This is a genomic window from Deltaproteobacteria bacterium, assembly GCA_026712905.1.
Classification (GTDB): Bacteria; Desulfobacterota; Binatia; order UBA9968; family JAJDTQ01; genus JAJDTQ01.
The window spans coordinates 18310-35152 of the sequence record JAPOPM010000119.1; the positions used below are offsets into that span (position 1 = coordinate 18310).

The following is a 16843-nucleotide window of genomic DNA, read 5'->3' on the forward strand; positions in this document are numbered from 1 at the left end:
TGACCCGCGCCGGGCGCCGTGCGATCGTGAAGGTAGTCCTTCGGAGCCTGATTGAGCCGTGGAATCTCTGCTGAACGCCATCGTCTGGGAGACCGTGGGGGTCTTTTACGAGGCCTCGGTGTACCTCCTCATCGGCTTCTTCGTCGCCGGCCTCCTGCACGTCTACCTGCCAGCGAATCTCATCGCCCGTTACCTGGGCCGGAACGACGCGCGCTCCGTGGGGCTGGCGGCGCTGTTCGGCGCGCCGATTCCCCTGTGCTCATGCGGTGTGTTGCCGGCGGCGGCTTCGCTGAAGAAGCAGGGGGCCGGCCGGGCGCCGCTGGTGTCGTTCCTGATCTCGACTCCCGAGACCGGGGTGGACTCGGTAGCCCTGACCTACGGGCTCATGGGTCCGGTCATGGCCGTGGTCCGGCCGGTGGTGGCGGTGGTGACGGCGCTCGTCGCCGGCATCGCCTCCATCGGCGTGCGCGAGGACGAAGCGGCCCCGGGTTCTTCGGCGGAGGCTCTTTCCGACGACGCGTGCGCGGACGCCGCCTGCGACGACACGGGCGCGCCCGGCGCCGGCCAGGAGGCATGCGACGAGACCTGCGCGCCGGGCGCGGCCCCTTTACCGGCGCGTCGTTTCTTCCATTCCCTGGAGTACGGCTTCACCTCGGTGCTGGACGACATCGCGCTGTCGCTGGTGGTCGGCATGCTGCTGACCGGGGTGCTCGCGGGCCTTCTGCCGGACAACTTCTTCGACGAGGTGCTCGGCTGGGGTTCGGGGATCATGCCCATGCTGGCCATGATCGTGCTCGGCCTGCCGTTGTACCTCTGCGCCAGCGCCTCCACCCCGGTTGCCGCCGCGTTCATGCTCAAGGGGCTCTCTCCGGGGGCGGCGCTCGTGTTCCTGTTGGTGGGGCCGGCCACCAACCTCGCCACCATGACCGTGGTGGGGCAGCTCCTGGGACGCCGTCTTCTCGGCGTTTACATCGGGTCCATCATCCTCGTGAGCCTGATGGCCGGCCTCCTGGTGGACGCGACCCTGGCGGACTCCATCCAGGTGGCCAGCTTCGGCGACCTGGGCCAGGACGTCGACGCGGTCTTCGTGCTCAAGGCCCTTTCGGCCGTGGGCCTGGTGCTGCTGTTGCTGCGGAGCTTCGTGCGCAAGGGCTATCGCACGGTCTGGCGCGACGCCGCGGAACAGCTTCTCCAGACCGGCCGGGCGCTCAAGGCCTTCCGCCCCGGCATCCTGCTGCGCGGCCCCGTCCTCGCGGCCGCCGTGGCCATCGCGGCGCTGGCGTCGGTCCCGGCGTTCACGCTCATCGTCGAGCCCGGCCAGCGCGGCGTCATCCAGCGTTTCGGCCGGGTGGTGGCGCCGGATCTCGAGCCCGGCCTGTACTTCCACCTGCCGGCGCCCTTGGGCCGGGGGACCGCCGTGGACGTGGGGCTGGTCCGCCAGGTCACCGTGGGCTTTCGCGGCAGCGTCAACAGCCGCCGGGCGGTCGTGGACGAGCAGGCCTTCTACCTCACGGCGGACGGCAACGTCATCGACATCCGCGCGGTGGTGCAGTACCGCGTGCGCGACCCGGCGGTGTACGCGCTGGGCGTGGAGGAGACCCCCGCGGTAGTGCTGGGGCTGGCCCGGCGCGAGCTGGTGAACCTGTTGAGCCGCAAGCCCATCGACCTGATCTACACCGTGGACCGGCGCGGCACGGAGCGGGAGTTGCGGGACCGCCTGGCCCGGCGCCTCGCCTCCCTCGGCATCGGCAGCGAGATCCTGGACGTGCGGCTCCTGGACGTGCACGCGCCGGGCCGGGTCCACGACGCCTTCCGCGACGTGGCCAGCGCGCTGGAGGACCGCCAGCGCGACATCCACGTGGCCACCGGGGCGGCGACCCAGTCCACCACCGCGGCCACGGGCGAGGCGGAGCGCATCACGCAGCGGGCCGAGGCCCGCGCCGTGAGCGAGATGCGCCGGGCCGAGGGCCGCTCCGCCGCGTTCCGGGACACCGCGGCGGTGCACCAGGCGAGCCCCGGGGTCACCGAAGCCCGCCTCTACCTGGAAACCCTCGAGCGGGCGCTGGAGCTGCCGCGGAAATACATCTACATGCCCGAGGCGGGCGGCGGCGGCGACGTGGACCTGTGGGTCGGCGCGCCGTCCTCGGATTTCCTGAACCTGGGCGCGCCCGTGCCCCGGAGCGGAGAGAGATAGAGGGATCACCATGGGCAAACCCATCGTCGCGATCCTCGTCCTGGCGCTGCTTCTCTTCGGCGCCGCCACCTCGTTCGTGGTGGTGGACGAGAAGAGCCACGCGGTCATCACCCAGTTCGGCAAGCCGGTGTCGGTGTTGAGCGACGCGGGCCTCTACGTCAAGCTGCCGGTGCCGTTCCAGCGGGCGAACCTCCTGGACAAGCGCATCCTGATCACCAACACGCGGGAGACGGAGCTACTCACCGCGGACAAGAAGAACGTCCTGGTCTCCACCTACATCTCCTGGAAGATCGCCGACCCGGTGCGCTACCTGGCGGCGCTGCGCACCCGGGACTTCGCGGAGAGCCGGCTCGCCGCGCTGGTGCAGTCCGAGCTGGGCAGCGCGCTCGGCGGCCGGCCCTTCGGCACGATCCTGGGAACGTCCGGCAACGGCGCCAGCCTGGCCGAGCTGGAGGGATCGGTGGAGCGGGCGGTGGCCGGCGTGGCGCGGGAGGACCTCGGCATCGAAGTGGTGAGCCTGGGAGTGACGCGCCTCATCTTCCCGCGGCAGAACCTGGACAGCGTGTTCGCGCGCATGCGCGCCGAGCGCGCGCGCATCGCCCGGGGGTTCCGCTCGGAGGGGCGCGCCGAGGCGCAGAAGATCGCCGCCCGGGCCGAGAAGGAACGCGCGCGCATCATCGCCGAGGCCGAGGCCAAGGCCGCCATGCTGCGGGGCCGCGGCGAGGCCGAGGCGGCGCGCATCTACGCGGATGCCTACCAGGGGCACGCCGAGTTCTATCGTTTCCTGCGCACGCTGGAAGCCTACAAGAAGGTCTTGAACGAGAAGACCACCCTGGTCCTGCCCGCGGATTCGCCGTTCCTGGAAATCCTGATCTCCAGGATTCCGGGCGCCGAGGCGCGGGACGGCGATGCTCCGGCGACCGGCAAGAAGGCGCCGGACGCGGCGGGTAAGGAGCCCAGCGCCGCGGCTCCTGTTCCCGGCCAGGAGAACACCGGCTCATGACCAGACGCGCACGATACCGGACGCTCCTTTGTGGCGCCGTCCTGCTTGCCGGCTGGCTCGCACTCGGCATCTACAACGTCGAATCCGACGAGAGCGCGGTGGCCTACTTTCTCGGCAAGGCCGTGGGCCGGGACGTCCTCCCGGGTATCCACTGGAACCCGCCGTGGCCGCTGGGAGAGGTGGTGGTGGCGCGGACGGCCACGAACTTCCTCATGCCGGTGGAGCACGGGGACGCGGCAGGCGGCGCGGCGGGCACGTCCGAGTCCCTCTGGCTGCTGGGCGACACCAACGTCATCGTCGGCCGGCTGGGCATCCAGTACAGCATCGGCAGCCTGACGCACTTCGAGGTATCGCACGAGGATCCGCGGGAGCTGCTGCGCCGGGCCGGGCGCCGGATCGTGACCCGGTTCCTCGCCGGCGAGAGCGTGGACGCGGCCCTCACCACGCGGCGCAACGAGCTCCTGGACACGGTGCAGCGGCAGGTGCAAACGATACTCGATAATCACGGTTCGGGAATCGAGATCCAGTCCGTGAACGTCGAGGCGCTGGCGCCGCCGGAGCAGGGCGGTGTGCGGCAGGCCTTCCAGGAGGTGCAGAGCGCCCTGGCGGACAAGGAGCGGGTGGTGGACGAGGCGCGCGCCGACCGCGCCCAGATCCTCGCCGAAGTCGAGGGGGAGGCCGAGCACCGCGTGACCCAGGCCGAGTCCGCGCGCCACCGGCGCGTGGAGATCGCCAAGGGCGAAGGCGAGCGTTTTCGCCAACTGGCGCTGGAGCACCGCAAGACCCCGTGGCTCACCGAGGAACGCCTGTACCTCGAAACCATCGAGGAGGTTTTGCCGCGCATGGACACCTACGTGGTCCAGTCCGGCCCGGATGGCAAGGTGAACCTGCGGGTGGTCCGGTAAATTCTTGATTAATCAGTTGATAATCGAAGTGATGAAAGTTAATAACGAGACCTTGGGTTTCGGCGTTTGACAAGACCGTATTTTTGATAAGATACTATCACTAGTTTTGAAGATCAGGAGGAATTTGCAATGAAGAGGCCGGGGAGCCTGTTTCTCGCCATCGCGGCGGGCTGTTGGGTCAGCGTGTTTTCAGCCTTTGCCGGGGCGCAGTCAATCAACGTGGTCACGAGCGTGATCCCGGTGGCGTATATCGTCCAGGAACTGGGAGGCGAGCGGGTCACGGTGGACGCGTTGGTGCCGCCCGGCGCGAGTCCCCATACGTTCGAGCCGGTGCCCAGCGACATCCGGAAACTCGCCCGGGCGCGCTACTTCGTCGGCATCGGCGGTGGCTTCGATGCCTGGTCGGAGAAGTTGCTGGCGGCCGCCCCCAAGGGGATCGAAGCCGTGGCGCTGATGGAGGGGCCGGACCTGAACCTCGTCGAAGACGAGCATGATCATCACGGTGAGGAGATGTCCGGCAAGGAGGAACATGGCCACCACGACGAGGAGAAGGTAGCCAAGAAGGACGAGCATGGCCACGACCACCACGACGAGGAGAAGGTAGCCAAGAAGGACGAGCATGGCCACGACCACCACGACGAGGCGAAGGTGGCCAAGAAGGACGAGCACCATGGCAAGGAGAAGGTCGCCATGGAGAGTGGCGAGGAACACGAGGAGTTCAACCCGCACTTCTGGCTGGATCCGGTCCGGGTCAGGGATTCCGTCGTTCCGGTGCTGACGCAGCGGTTGATCGCCGCGGACCCGGCCGGTAAGGATTACTACGAAAAGCGCCGGCAGGACTTCCACCAGCGACTGACGGCCTTGGACCGGGAAATCCGGGCGGAGTTGGCCAAGGCGAAGTCGCGCAAGTACATTGCCTTTCACGCGGCGTGGCCCTACTTTGCGGAACGTTACGGCCTGGAGAAGGTGGCGGTGGTTCAGGAATTCGCCGGCGAGGAGCCCACGCCCAAGGAAGTGGCCAATCTCGTGCGCGACGCTCGCGCCGAGGGCGTCGGGTCCATCCTGGTGGAGCCGCAACTGAGTCCCCGTGTGGCCCAGACCATCGGCAAGGAGTTCGGCGCCAGGACCGTGGTGGTGGATCCGCTGGGCGACCCCGGCGATGCGGCGCGAGACACCTACGAGGAGCTGATGCAGTTCAACGCTCGGGCTTTCGCGCGGGCGCTGGGGGCGCGGAATTGACCGACCGCAACGAAAAGGTCGTGGTAGGGCTGAACGCCGTGTCGGTGGAGTTGGCAGGGCGCAGCGTCCTGCACGACATCAACTTCAGCGTGCACGAGGGCGGGTTCGTGGGCATCGTGGGCCCCAACGGAGCAGGCAAGACCACGCTGCTGCGCACGATTCTCGGCCTCGTGCCCGTGGCGAGCGGCCGGGTGGAAGTGTTCGGCTACCCGCCCGGCCGCAACGGTTCCCATGCCATCGGCTACGTGCCGCAGCGCCAGAGCATCGCCGACAACTTTCCCGCCACCGTCCGCGACGTGGTGATGATGGGTCGCCTGCGTCAACTCGGGTTCCTGCGTTTCCCGGGCCAAAAGGACTGGCGGCGTGTGGACGACAGCCTTGCGCTCGTGGGCATGATGGACCGCAGGGACCGCGCCGTTGGGCGCCTGTCCGGCGGCGAGCAGCGCCGCGTCATGCTGGCGCAGGCGCTGTGCGCCAGCACCCGCCTGCTGGTGCTCGACGAGCCCACGGTGGGCCTCGACCTCCCCGCGGAGCACGAGTTCTACGCGCTGCTCCGGAGGCTCATCCGCGACCTGACCCTGACCATCGTCGCGGTGTCCCACGATCTGGTGGCGCTGGCCGGCGAGACCGACGAGCTGATTTGCATCAACCATCGCATGCACATTCACGGCAACGCCGAGGACGTCATCCACAGCCACGCCATTCGCGAGGCGTACTGTTGCGAGTTCGACTTCCTGGCCGGCGAGCTTGCCCATCACGAGGGCCACGACCACACAGAGTCCTGACAGGCGCTGTCACACGCCCTGAACGCCAACCGATCGCTTCCTCATGTTCGAATTCGCATTCATGCAACGCGCCTTGGCGGCAGCGGTCCTGGTGGGTCTGCTATGCGGGGTCTTGGGCTTTTTCGTGGTGCTGCGGCGCCTCGCTTTCATCGGCGTAGGCATTTCCCACTCGGCCATCGGAGGCGTCGCCATCGGTATCCTGGCGGGTTGGAGTCCCCTTCTCACCGGCGCCGTCTTCGCCGTCGCCGTAGCCCTCGGCATCGCGCTGGTCAGTCAGAGCGACCACATCAGCGAGGACACGGTCATCGGCGTCTTCTTCTCGGGCTCCATGGCCCTCGGGATCGTGCTCTTCAGCATGAAGAGCGGCTATCAACAGGATCTCTTCAGCTACCTCTTCGGCAACGTGCTGGCCATCTCCACCGCGGAGCTCGTGGCGCTTGCCTGCGCCAGCGCGGTGATCCTGGCGGTCGTCGTGCTCTCCTTCAAGGAGCACCTGCTGATCGCCTTCGATGAGGAAGTGGCGGCTGCCTACGGCCACAAGGTAGTGGTGCTCAACGTGCTGCTGCTCGTGGTGCTAGCCCTTACCGTGGTCATCGGCGTGCGCCTCGTGGGCCTGCTGCTCATCCAGGCCCTGCTGGTGGTGCCGGCGGCCATCGCCGCCCTGTGGGCGGCGAACTTCCGCTGGCAGGTGGTGCTGGCGGCCGGGGTGGGATCCCTTTCAGGGATCCTGGGTTTGGTGCTGGCGTACCACTTCGACCTCGCCGCCGGCGGCTCCATCGTGATCGTGGCCGTGGCTCTCTTCTTCATTACCCTGCTGGCGCGTCTCCTGGTCAAGCAGAGGTAGCGCCGGGACTTCATGGACAAACCGTCATTCCCGCGAACAGGTTGTGTCAAACCCCGCTTGGATGAGACTCGGCATCCACCCCCGGAGCGTCATTCCCGCCGAACAGGCTGTGTCAAAACTCATGAAGCAAGGACCCTACGGAACGTCATTCCCGCGGAAGCGGGAATCCAGGGGCGGGGAGGCGGGGAAGCGCCTCGGTAATGCCCCACCACCACCCCTGGATTCCCGCTTCCGCGGGAATGACGTTCCGTAGGGTCCTTGCTTCACGGGATACGACACTAGGTGCGGGTGCCCGCCGTTCGATGCGGCCGGCGCAGGCGCGTGATCACGAACAGAGCCAGTGCCACGGTCACGATGGAGGGCCCCGACGGCGTGTCGAATGTGGCCGAGGCGAGCAGTCCGCCGACGATGGCGAGGATGCCCGCGGCGGCCGCGCCGCCGGCCATCCGCTCGGGGCTCGACGCGAAGCGCCGCACGGTGGCCGGCGGGATCACCAGCAACGCCACGATCAGCAGGATGCCGACGATCTTGACGGCGACGGCGATGAGCGCCGCCACCAGGAAACCGAACACCAGCCGGGCGCGTTCCGGCCGGAGCCCCGCGACGACGGCGAGGTCGACGCTGACGGTGGCCGCCAGGAGCGGGCGCCAGATCCACCAAAGGACCGCCAGGGCGCCGGCGCCGCCCGCCCAGATGACCGCGATGTCCGTGCGGGTCACGGCGAGAATGTCCCCGAAGAGCAGCCCGTGCAGATCGAAGCGCATGCTCGGGAAGAACGCCAATACCACCAGGCCCAGCGACAGGCCCCCGTGGGCCAGCAGGCCCAGGATGGTGTCGGCGGGCAGGGTGTCGCTCCGTTCGAGATAGTACATGATCAGCACCACCGCGGAGGCCGTGACGAAGATGCCGATGGAAAGGTCGATGTCCAGCACGAGGGCCGCCGCGACCCCCAGCAGCGCCGAGTGCGCGATGGTCTCGCCGAAGTAGGCCAGCCGCCGCCACACCACGAAACAGCCGGTCGGCCCGGTGACCAGCGCCAGCCCGATCCCGGCCAGCAACGCGCGCGTGAAGAAATCGTCCAGCATCGGTCGACCGGGCGCGTGTCTTGCGTCAGGAGACGGACGAGGAGTCCCCGCCACCGGAGCCGAGTCCCTTGAAGCCGCTGATGCCGAAAGGGGGATCGTCGTGCTCGTGGGGCACGAGGACCACGAGGTCGTCGCCCGTGGCCATGGCCTGCCGGAGATCGTGGGAGACGATCAGGACGCCGCAGCCGAGGTCGCGGCGGATGCCCTCGATCAGCTCGTGCACGACATCCGTGCCGGTGGCGTCGACGCCCTGTTCCGGTTCGTCCAGCACCAGCAGGTCCGGGCGGTGAATGAGCGCCTGCGCCAGGAGTAGCCGCTGGAACTCGCCGCCCGACAGGGTGGTGACCGGCGGGTCGCCGAGCCGTTCCAGGCCCACGGCGGAAAGGGCGGCGTCGATCCGGTCGGCGGCGAAACGGCCGGTGAGCGTCATCAGACGCCGCAACGTCAGAGGCAGCGTCGGGGTTACAGGCAGTCGTTGCGGCACGTAGCCCACCTCCAGCGAGGGCGCCCGCGCCACGTGCCCCTCGTCTACGTCGAGCAGGCCCAGGACGGCCTTGAGGCAGGTGGACTTGCCCGCGCCGTTGGCGCCGATGAGGTACACGAGCTCGCCGCGCGTCACCTTGAGGTCCACGTGCCGGATGATCCAGCGTTCGCCTCGCCGGACGCCGATGTCGCGGGCGTTGACGAGCAGGCCGGGAACGTCGGACTGTATACCTGAAGGTTCCGTCATGACTCGGGCGCTCAAAAAGCATTACGATGGATGATACCAATATATTGGATTCACTCTCGTGTGGGAAACTCCTTTCCCGTTCGCGGGGGAAGCATCTGACTCAAGGGGTGGTCATGAAAAACTTGATCTGTGGAGCGGTTCTGCTTACCTGTGCGGCCTTTGTGTCGTCCCCCGCCCAAGCTGCGGATCGGGTCGTGGCGACGTTCAAGCCGGTGCATTCACTGGTGAGCGCGGTGATGGCTGGGGTGGGCGAGCCTTACCTGATCATGCGCGGCGCCGAGTCACCGCACACTTACCGCATGCGCCCGTCCGACGCCGGGGTCATCGGCAAGGCCCGCGTCATTTTCATGATCGGTGAACTCACGGAGACGACCCTGGCCGGCCCCATCCGCAAGCTCGGCCGCAAGGTCCGGGTGGTGGAGCTGGCCGAAGCGCCCGCGCTGGTGCGCAGGCCGCTGCGCACGGGCGGGGCTTTCGAAGACGATGATCACGGGCCTGCCCACGGGCACGGACACGACGACGAATTCGACATGCACGTGTGGCTCGACCCGGTGAACGCCGGGTGGATGACGCTGGCCATCGCCCGGGCGTTGTCCGAAACCGATCCGGCCAACGCCGCCAGGTACGACGCCAACGCGGACGCGCTGATCACCCTCCTGGAGGCCTTGCAGGGGGAGCTGGCCGCGGAGCTGGCGCCGGCGCGGAAGAAACCCTTCATCGTGTTCCACGACGCCTATCAGTACTTCGAGAAGCGCTTCGGGCTGACCGCCGTGGGCTCGGCCGTGGTCAGCACCAACCGGACGCCGGGCGTCCGGCGCGTCCGCGAGCTGCGCCGCAAGGTGCGCGAGCTCGGCGTGGTGTGCGTGTTCGCCGAGCCGCGCTACGATCCCCGTTTCGTCAGGCTCATCACCGAAGGTACGGATGCGCGCGCCGGCACCGTCGACCCCGCCGGCATGATGGTAAAGCCCGGCCCCGAGATGTACTTCAGCCTGCTGCGCAACATGGCCGCCTCCTTCAAGGCCTGCCTGACGCCGTCGGGTTAGGACGCGCTCCGCGAGAGATCGAGGGCGAACCCCTCGTTGCGCACGCGGATGTGTGCGTAGTCCCCGCGCTGGGTGAAGCCTTCCACCAGGCGGGTCACCGGCGCGCTGTCGAAGGGGTAGTCCCGGGGCGGACCGGCGGCGCGCATGGTGTCGATCTCGCCCTGGGTCAGGAAATAGCGCAGCAGCAGCTCCTCGTCCGACACCCCCGGTCCGCCGTACCGGGAGCGCAGTTCCTGGATGGTGGGCTCCGGCGGCTCCCACGCCGCCAGCTCCCGGGCGCGCGGGCACGCGAGGATGCGGTCCTTCACGTCCGGGTCCATGGAGTCGCGGCCTTCCCGGCCCCAGCGCCCCAGAGCGTAGAGGATGATCTGGTCGGTGATCTCCTTGTAGCGCTCGCCCACGATCATGTTGATGGCCGCCTGGCTGCCCACGAACTGGGACAGCGGCGTCACCATGATCGGGTAGCCCAGCTCCTCGCGCACCCGCACCACCTCTTCCAGCGCCCGTTCCATGTGACCGCCCAGGCCCACCCGGGCGAGCTGGTGGCGCAGGTTGGAGATCATGCCGCCGGGCACCTGGTGCAGGTACTGGCTGTAGTCGTATTCCACGGGCGCGCCGATGGGGAATCCCTCGCGCCGGGCGATTCCGTAGAAGTACTCGGACACGGGCCGCACCACTTCCTCGTCCACCGCGGTCTCGTAGCCCAGGCTGCGCGCGTTGGCGGCGACGTTGAAGAGCGACGGGTTGGACGAGCCGTTGGCCAGGGGCGGCAGCGCGGTGTTGATGATGCGCACTCCCTGCTTGATGGCTTCGAGGGCGCACAGGGGTCCAAGGCCGGTGGTGCAGTGGGTGTGGAACTCCAGCGGGATGTCGCCGATGTTCGCCTTGATGAGCGGCACCAGCGCGCGCGTGCGGTCCGGCGTCAGCAGACCTCCCGGGTCCTTGAAGCAGATCCGCACAACCGGCACCGTCGCCGCTTGCCGCGCTCGCTCGGCGAAGTACTCGTCGGTATGCTTGGGCGACACCGAGTAGATGATGTTCAGGATGGGCTCGAGGCCGGCTTCGGTGGCGATGCGCACCGTCTTGCGCCACCCCGCCACGTCGTTCCACTCGTCGGAGATGCGCCCCTGGCGCACGCCGTTGGCCGCCATGCGCTCCAGGAAGATGCGCTGGATGACCTCCGGCGTGAGCTCGAAGCCGTTGCGGCCGCCGATGATCACCCGCAGCGGCGTCTCGCGGATGACCCCGGCCACCAGCCGGATACGCTCCCACGGGTCCTCGTGCAGCTCGCGCACGCACTTCTTGATGTGCGAGCTGGACATCAGCTCCATGCCCCGGAAGCCCGCCCGGTCCATGCGCTCGCCCACCGCCAGCATCATCCCGGTGCGCATGGATTCCGCCCACAGGCTCTGGTGGCCGTCGCGCAACGTCGTGTCCACGAATTCGATGGGTTCCATCACGGTTCCTTTCTCTCTTCGCCGGTCATTCCGTCACTTCCTCCGTCATTCCCGCTTTCCAGGCTGTGTCAATGAAACAGAGCCCCCTCGAGTCGTCATTCCCGCGGAACAGGCTGTGCCAAAACTCGCGAGGCAACGGTCCCCCGAGGAGTCATTCCCGCGAAACACACCATGTCAAGACTCCGCCTGGCCACGAGACGGCACCGCCACCCCAAATCGTCATTCCCGCGAAAGCGGGAATCCAGGCGGGGTGAGGCGGGGAAACAGGCTCGTTTCAGCCCCTCTCCGCCCCTGGATTCCCGCTTCCGCGGGAATGACGATTCCGGGGGGTGGCGCCAATTCTTGTCCGGACGACGTTTAGACACAGCGTGTTTCGCGGGAATGACGGAGGGAAGGGTTACTCCTCCCCCGCGGCGTTGCGGCCGGCGATGCGGCCGAAGGCCAGCACCTCGGTCAAGTTGCTGGCGCCGGGATAGTTCTGGGACCACATGGAGCCCAGTTCGCCGGCGCTGTACAGGCCCTGGATGGGACGGCCCCAGGCGTTCAGTACCTGGGCGCGGGCGTTGCGCCGGGGGCCGCCCTGGGTGTTGAACAGGCTGGGCCACAGGGCGGCGCCGTAGAACGGGGGGTGCGCCAGCGGCCTCAGCGTGTCGGGGGAGCGTCCGAGGGCTTCGTCGCGGCCTCCGGCGCAGGCCTTGTTGTACTCGTCCACGGTCCGTTCCAGCGCGGCCGGGTTCAGGTCCAGGGCGGCGGCCAGGGCTGCCGGGTTCTCGCCCTGCTTGATCCAGCCCTTCCCCACCTCGGCGGCGTTGTCGTCGCTCCAGCGGTAGTGTTCGGCCACGGCGCCCCTTCCGGTATTGGCCACCGGGCCGGCCGCTCGCGTCGCCTCGTCGAAGACCACGTAACAGGGCACCCGCGGGCGCTCCATGGTCTCCAGGTCCAGCTCGGTCACCAGCGAGCCCACCGCGTGGGCGTCCATGGCTGTTTCGTCCACGAAACGGCGCGCGTTCCGGTCCACGTAGATGAAGCCCGGACCCGGCATGGCATGGATGACGGCGCCGTCGAAGCCGTCCACGCGGTAGCCGAAGCCCGCGGCCACGGCGTTCATGTGCCACAGGGACGCGCCCGCGTCCAAGGCCAGGCGGATGCCGTCGCCCGTGTGGCCGGAGGCGCCCAGCGACCAGAACCGCTGTCCCAGGAACTGGAGTTGCATGTCGGGGTCCCGTTCATAGCCGCCGCAGGCGAGGATGACGGCCTTGCGCGCCTGGATGACGATCTCCTCGCCGCCCCGGCGCGCGGTGAGTCCGGTGACCGCGCCGTGGCTGTCGCGCAGAAGCCGCACGGCGGGGCACTGGAACAGCACCGGGATGCAGCGCTCGTCCACGTTCCGGTCCAGCAGCTCCCACAGGTCGCGGCCGTTGGCTGTGGTGTCGCCCTTGACCCGGAGCCGGGGGCCGACGCCGTCCGCGCCGGGTTGCTCGGGCGAGGCGGCGCCGGTGGGATAGACGGGGTAGCTCGCGGGCGCGGCCTGGAGCGGGTCGACGACCACGTCGCCGCCGAGGGAGCGCAGCCACGGCTCGTTGTCGTGGCTCTCGCGCACCAGGGTCTCGATGACGTCCGGGTCGGTGGCGCCGCCGCACAGGAACGTGATGTGCTCCACGGCGCGTTCCACGGCGCCGAATGTGCGCACCGAGCCGGAGGAGAGGCGCGTGTTGCCGCCGCCCGCGGCGGCTTTCTCCACGATCAGCACCTTGGCGCCGAGGTCGGCGGCGGTAATGGCCGCCGCGGCGCCGGCGCCGCCGTAGCCCACCACGGCCACGTCGGTCTCGCGCGACGACACCATGGCCTTGCTCATGGCGGGGTCACTCTCATTCCGGCTTCACCAGGCGGCCTTCCTTCACCAGCCGCTCGATGATCTTGCGTGCCTCGGCGCGGGTCTCGACGGTGTCCTGCAGCTTGCGGTCGCTCCAGCCGTCGTTGGGCCAGCGCTTGGCCTTGGCGTAGACGGGCGCGTACATGTCGCTGCGCAACTCGATGAGGAAGTTCCACACGTGGCCCGAGTCGGTCATGCGCGTGCGCTCCCAGCGCAGGTTGTCGATGTCCACCATGCCGGTGACCACCGCCTCGCCGGGGGCGTTGGCCGACGCCTGCACGTGGCCCATGTAGTCGATGAGCTGGGTCATGCCGCGGTAGCCGCCGGTGGGCCGGTTGGAGCCCACGAAGGCGCCGCAGTTGACCGACAGGAAGTAGCACAGGTTTTCGTAGGCGCGGGCGCGCCGGAGCACGTCCCAGGCCTCGCCCTCGGGGGCGTAGGGCTCGGCGGTGGGATGGATCAGCAACTCGGCGCCGCGCAGGGCCAGGCAGCGGGCCATCTCAGGGAACACCACGTCGGTGCAGGTGAGGCACCCCAGCCGGCCGATCTCGGTGTCGGCCACCGGGAACATGGCGTCCTCGCCGTAGCGCTCGGTGTACTCGGTGTAGACGTCGCCGGGTCCGGTGTAGGTGGTGTTGAGGTTGTTGGGGCCGTTGTTCTTCCGGTACTTGAGGACGATGTTGCCGTCGGGGTCGATGATGAAGCTCGTGTTGAACAGGCGCCCGGGCCACTCGTCGTCGCGCTCATAGAGGTTGCCGGCGATGTGACAGCCGCGCTCCCGCGCCTTGCGCGCGATCTGATCGGTGACGTCGCCGGGAATGGTCTCGGCCAGGGCGAGCCACTCGTCCACCGAGCGCGGCCGGTACTGGCCGATGATGCCGTACTCCGAGAACACCGCCAGCTTGACGTCGCCCAGGCGCAACGCGGTCCAGTCCAGCAGCTCGAAGATGCGCCCGAGGTTCTCGTCGATGATCGCGTTGCGTTCCTTGGGTTCGACGATGACCCGGGTCTGTTGCTGAATCAGTGCGACTCGATACGGTCTCATGAATCCTCCCACGTTGTGTCAATACTCCGCTTGGAAGCGGGAAAGACGATTCGTAACGCTTCCGTCTCACGAGTTTGACACAGCCTGTTCCGAGGGGATGACGATACGGGGCGTCGGCCTCACCCCGTGCTCACGCGGAGTCCTGGCACAAGCGCTATGTGCTGTTCACCGTTTCCAGGTACCACTCCGCCATTTCCTCGCGCTTGGGATACCACACTCCGTCGAAGGTTTTCACGTAGTCGACGAACTCGCGCAGGGCGCGGATGGCGTAGGCCTGGCCCATGACGTGGGGGTGCATGCCCACGTTCATGATGCGGCCGCTCTCGGCGCCTTCGAGGTAGAGCTGGTCGAACTGCTCCTTGAACAGGTCCAGCGCCTGGGAGGTGGTGCGGCCGCCGCGGGAGAACACCGCGAAGTCGTTGACGTCGTTGGAGTAGGGAATGCACACCAGCGGGCCGTGGCGCGTGTTGAGGAGATAGGGCTGGTCGTCGTTCAGGTAGTCCGCCTGGAACAGCAGACCCAGGTCCTTCAGGATGTGCGGGGTTTCGTGGGTGCTCCGGAGCGACGACGACAGCCACCCCCGCGCCGGCCGCCCCACCGCGTCGGCGTACACGTCGAGGGTGCGTTGGATGATCTCGCGCTCCTTGTCCGGCTGGTAGGCGTAGTAGGTGAGCACGTCGTTCTGGGCGTAGTTGTGCGCCAGGATCTCCCAGCCGCGCTCGTTGACGGCGTCGATGATGCGCCGGCGCTCGATGCCCGTGAGCGCGTTCATGGTGCAGGTGGCGGGCACCCCGGCCTTGTCGAACACGTCGATGATGCGCCACACGCCCACGCGCTGCCCGTACTCGCGCCAGGTCCAGTTGGCGTAGTCCGGAACGTTCCCCGGAATCGCGTGGGGAATGGTCGCCGGCCCGCCGGGATAGAGCGGCTCCTCGCTGTCGCGGGTGATCTCCCAATACTCGATGTTGATGGTGAAGATCATGGCCACCCGCGCGCCGTCGGGCCAGCGCAGCGGCGGTCGGTCGGGAAGGGCGACGTAGTCGTAGAGCATGGCGGACTCCTTGTGGGGTTGGATCGGGTCGGGAACGTCGGAAGAGGGTAGCATTTCCCGTCCGGTACGTCCTGAGCAGGGCGGTTGCGGCCGGTCTCCCCCGCGCGGGATTGCTTGGTGCGATGGCATGACCGGCGTAAAAAAGCGGAAGCGGTGCACGTTTGCGCACATCTCGCCACACGTGCACAATGACCGCAGGAGGTGAGAAACACATGCGACGATTTCCAATCAAGGCGCGGGCATTCGCGGTGGCGCTGCTCATGGCCTTCGCGGTCATGGCGGCGGCCGGGAACGCCGCGGCCTCGCTGGTGGGCAAGCAGGCGCCGGAGTTCACCAACGACATCTGGGTCAACTCCGAGCCCCTCAGGCTCAAGGACCTCAGGGGCAAGGTGGTCCTGATCGAGTTCTGGACCTACGGCTGATACAACTGTGTCAACACACTCCCATCGTTGGTGGGATGGCACCAAGAATACGGCCCCCGGGGCCTCGTCGTCGTGGGAATCCACTCGCCGGAGTTCTCCCACGAGCATTCACTGGAAAACGTCAAGAGAGCCTGCAAGGAGCTGGGAATCAAGTTCCCGGTCGCGCAGGACAACGACTTCGCCACCTGGAAACGCTACGGAACGCGCTACTGGCCCACCCTTCATATCATCGACAAGAAGGGCGTGATCCAGTACACGCGCTTCGGCGAAGGTGGCTACGACGAGATGGAGGAGATCATCCAGCGGCTGCTGGACGAGTAGCTTCGCGCTAACCCGCCGGGCAACTCACCCCGGTGCCGCCCAGCCCGCAGTACCCCCACGGGTTCTTGGCGAGGTATTGCTGGTGGTAGTCCTCGGCGAAGTAGAACTCGCCGGCTGCCAGGACCTCGGTGGTGATGGCACCGTAACCCGCCTTGGACATCTCTTCCTGGTAGCGCTCGCGTGACGCCTCGGCGGCCTGCTGCTGCGGCTCGCCGTAAGTGTAGATCCCGGAGCGGTACTGCGTGCCCACGTCGTTGCCCTGGCGCATGCCCTGGGTGGGGTCGTGGGCTTCCCAGAACACCTTGAGCAGGTCGCTGTAGGTCACGATCTTGGGATCGAACACCACCAGCACCACCTCGTTATGCCCGGTCCTGCCGGTGCACACCTCCTCGTAGCTGGGATTCGGCGTCAAGCCGCCGGCGTATCCCACGGCCGTGGTGTAGACTCCGTCGAGTTGCCAGAAACAGCGTTCCGCGCCCCAGAAACAGCCCAACCCGAACACCGCCTGCTCCATGCCCTCGGGATACGGCGGCTCCAGCGGATGGCCGTTCACGAAATGCGTTTCCGGCACGGGCATCTTGTCCTGCCTTCCGGGCAGCGCCCTGGCCGCGTCCGGCATCGTCGTCTTCTTGCCCAGCAAGCCCCAAAGCATCGGTTTCTCCTTTCGCCAGGAACCGCGCGCGTCGCGATTCTCCGATCTCTTAACCCAAGTTTAACATAGGTAAATGAAAGTCATTATAATTCGGGGGGTTAGCGGGTCGATTTTTTTCTTCTGGCACTACATTCTGGTGTCTTAACGATAATACTGAGAGTTCAGACGGTCAACTTTTTGATGCCGCCGGGTGC

Annotated in this window: 15 protein-coding genes; 8 read left to right on the forward strand and 7 right to left on the reverse strand. The window is 67.6% G+C overall.

The features are described from left to right. The first annotated feature begins 58 nt into the window (after positions 1-58). The 6 genes from OXF11_09430 (at position 59) to OXF11_09455 (ending at position 6970) form a co-directional block, all read left to right on the forward strand. A complete protein-coding gene (locus OXF11_09430; GenBank protein ID MCY4487321.1) occupies positions 59-2194 on the forward strand; it encodes an SO_0444 family Cu/Zn efflux transporter in 2136 nt (711 codons plus the stop codon). Positions 2195-2204: 10 nt separating this feature from the next. Next, positions 2205-3197 carry a protease modulator HflC gene (locus OXF11_09435; protein ID MCY4487322.1) on the forward strand — a complete coding sequence of 331 codons (993 nt, stop codon included), beginning with the start codon at positions 2205-2207 and terminating at the stop codon, positions 3195-3197. After that, complete coding sequence (locus tag OXF11_09440) at positions 3194-4102, forward strand: protease modulator HflK (protein MCY4487323.1); 909 nt, start codon at positions 3194-3196, stop codon at positions 4100-4102. Before OXF11_09435 ends, OXF11_09440 begins: the two co-directional genes overlap by 4 nt. A gap of 129 nt (positions 4103-4231) precedes the next feature. Then, positions 4232-5341 carry a metal ABC transporter substrate-binding protein gene (locus tag OXF11_09445; GenBank protein ID MCY4487324.1) on the forward strand — a complete coding sequence of 370 codons (1110 nt, stop codon included), beginning with the start codon at positions 4232-4234 and terminating at the stop codon, positions 5339-5341. A gap of 20 nt (positions 5342-5361) precedes the next feature. After that, positions 5362-6126 carry a metal ABC transporter ATP-binding protein gene (locus OXF11_09450; protein MCY4487325.1) on the forward strand — a complete coding sequence of 255 codons (765 nt, stop codon included), beginning with the start codon at positions 5362-5364 and terminating at the stop codon, positions 6124-6126. Positions 6127-6169: 43 nt separating this feature from the next. After that, positions 6170-6970: a metal ABC transporter permease gene (locus tag OXF11_09455; protein MCY4487326.1), complete on the forward strand. Its 801-nt coding sequence runs from the start codon at positions 6170-6172 to the stop codon at positions 6968-6970. A gap of 278 nt (positions 6971-7248) precedes the next feature. On the opposite strand, the gene OXF11_09460 is transcribed toward OXF11_09455, so the two are convergent. Both OXF11_09460 and OXF11_09465 read right to left on the reverse strand, forming a co-directional pair. After that, positions 7249-8055, reverse strand: a complete 807-nt coding sequence (locus OXF11_09460; GenBank protein MCY4487327.1) for a metal ABC transporter permease — start codon at positions 8053-8055, stop codon at positions 7249-7251. A gap of 25 nt (positions 8056-8080) precedes the next feature. Then, on the reverse strand, positions 8081-8785 hold the full coding sequence (locus OXF11_09465; protein MCY4487328.1) for a metal ABC transporter ATP-binding protein: 705 nt from the start codon (positions 8783-8785) through the stop codon (positions 8081-8083). Positions 8786-8979: 194 nt separating this feature from the next. On the opposite strand from OXF11_09465, the gene OXF11_09470 reads away from it, so the two are divergent. Next, positions 8980-9828 carry a zinc ABC transporter substrate-binding protein gene (locus OXF11_09470; GenBank protein ID MCY4487329.1) on the forward strand — a complete coding sequence of 283 codons (849 nt, stop codon included), beginning with the start codon at positions 8980-8982 and terminating at the stop codon, positions 9826-9828. On the opposite strand, the gene OXF11_09475 is transcribed toward OXF11_09470, so the two are convergent. The 4 genes from OXF11_09475 to OXF11_09490 form a co-directional block, all read right to left on the reverse strand. After that, a complete protein-coding gene (locus OXF11_09475; protein MCY4487330.1) occupies positions 9825-11285 on the reverse strand; it encodes a hypothetical protein in 1461 nt (486 codons plus the stop codon). The genes OXF11_09470 and OXF11_09475 overlap by 4 nt on opposite strands. A 397-nt stretch (positions 11286-11682) precedes the next feature. After that, on the reverse strand, positions 11683-13140 hold the full coding sequence (locus OXF11_09480; GenBank protein ID MCY4487331.1) for an FAD-binding protein: 1458 nt from the start codon (positions 13138-13140) through the stop codon (positions 11683-11685). Between the two features lie 13 nt (positions 13141-13153). Then, positions 13154-14203: a hypothetical protein gene (locus tag OXF11_09485; protein ID MCY4487332.1), complete on the reverse strand. Its 1050-nt coding sequence runs from the start codon at positions 14201-14203 to the stop codon at positions 13154-13156. Positions 14204-14357: 154 nt separating this feature from the next. Continuing rightward, a complete protein-coding gene (locus OXF11_09490; protein MCY4487333.1) occupies positions 14358-15308 on the reverse strand; it encodes a polysaccharide deacetylase family protein in 951 nt (316 codons plus the stop codon). 206 nt (positions 15309-15514) lie between these two features. On the opposite strand from OXF11_09490, the gene OXF11_09495 reads away from it, so the two are divergent. Further along, positions 15515-15997: a redoxin domain-containing protein gene (locus tag OXF11_09495; GenBank protein ID MCY4487334.1), complete on the forward strand. Its 483-nt coding sequence runs from the start codon at positions 15515-15517 to the stop codon at positions 15995-15997. Positions 15998-16004: 7 nt separating this feature from the next. Here OXF11_09495 and msrA read toward each other — a convergent pair whose 3' ends face one another. Beyond that, a complete protein-coding gene (msrA, locus tag OXF11_09500; GenBank protein ID MCY4487335.1) occupies positions 16005-16649 on the reverse strand; it encodes a peptide-methionine (S)-S-oxide reductase MsrA in 645 nt (214 codons plus the stop codon). Positions 16650-16843: the final 194 nt, after the last annotated feature.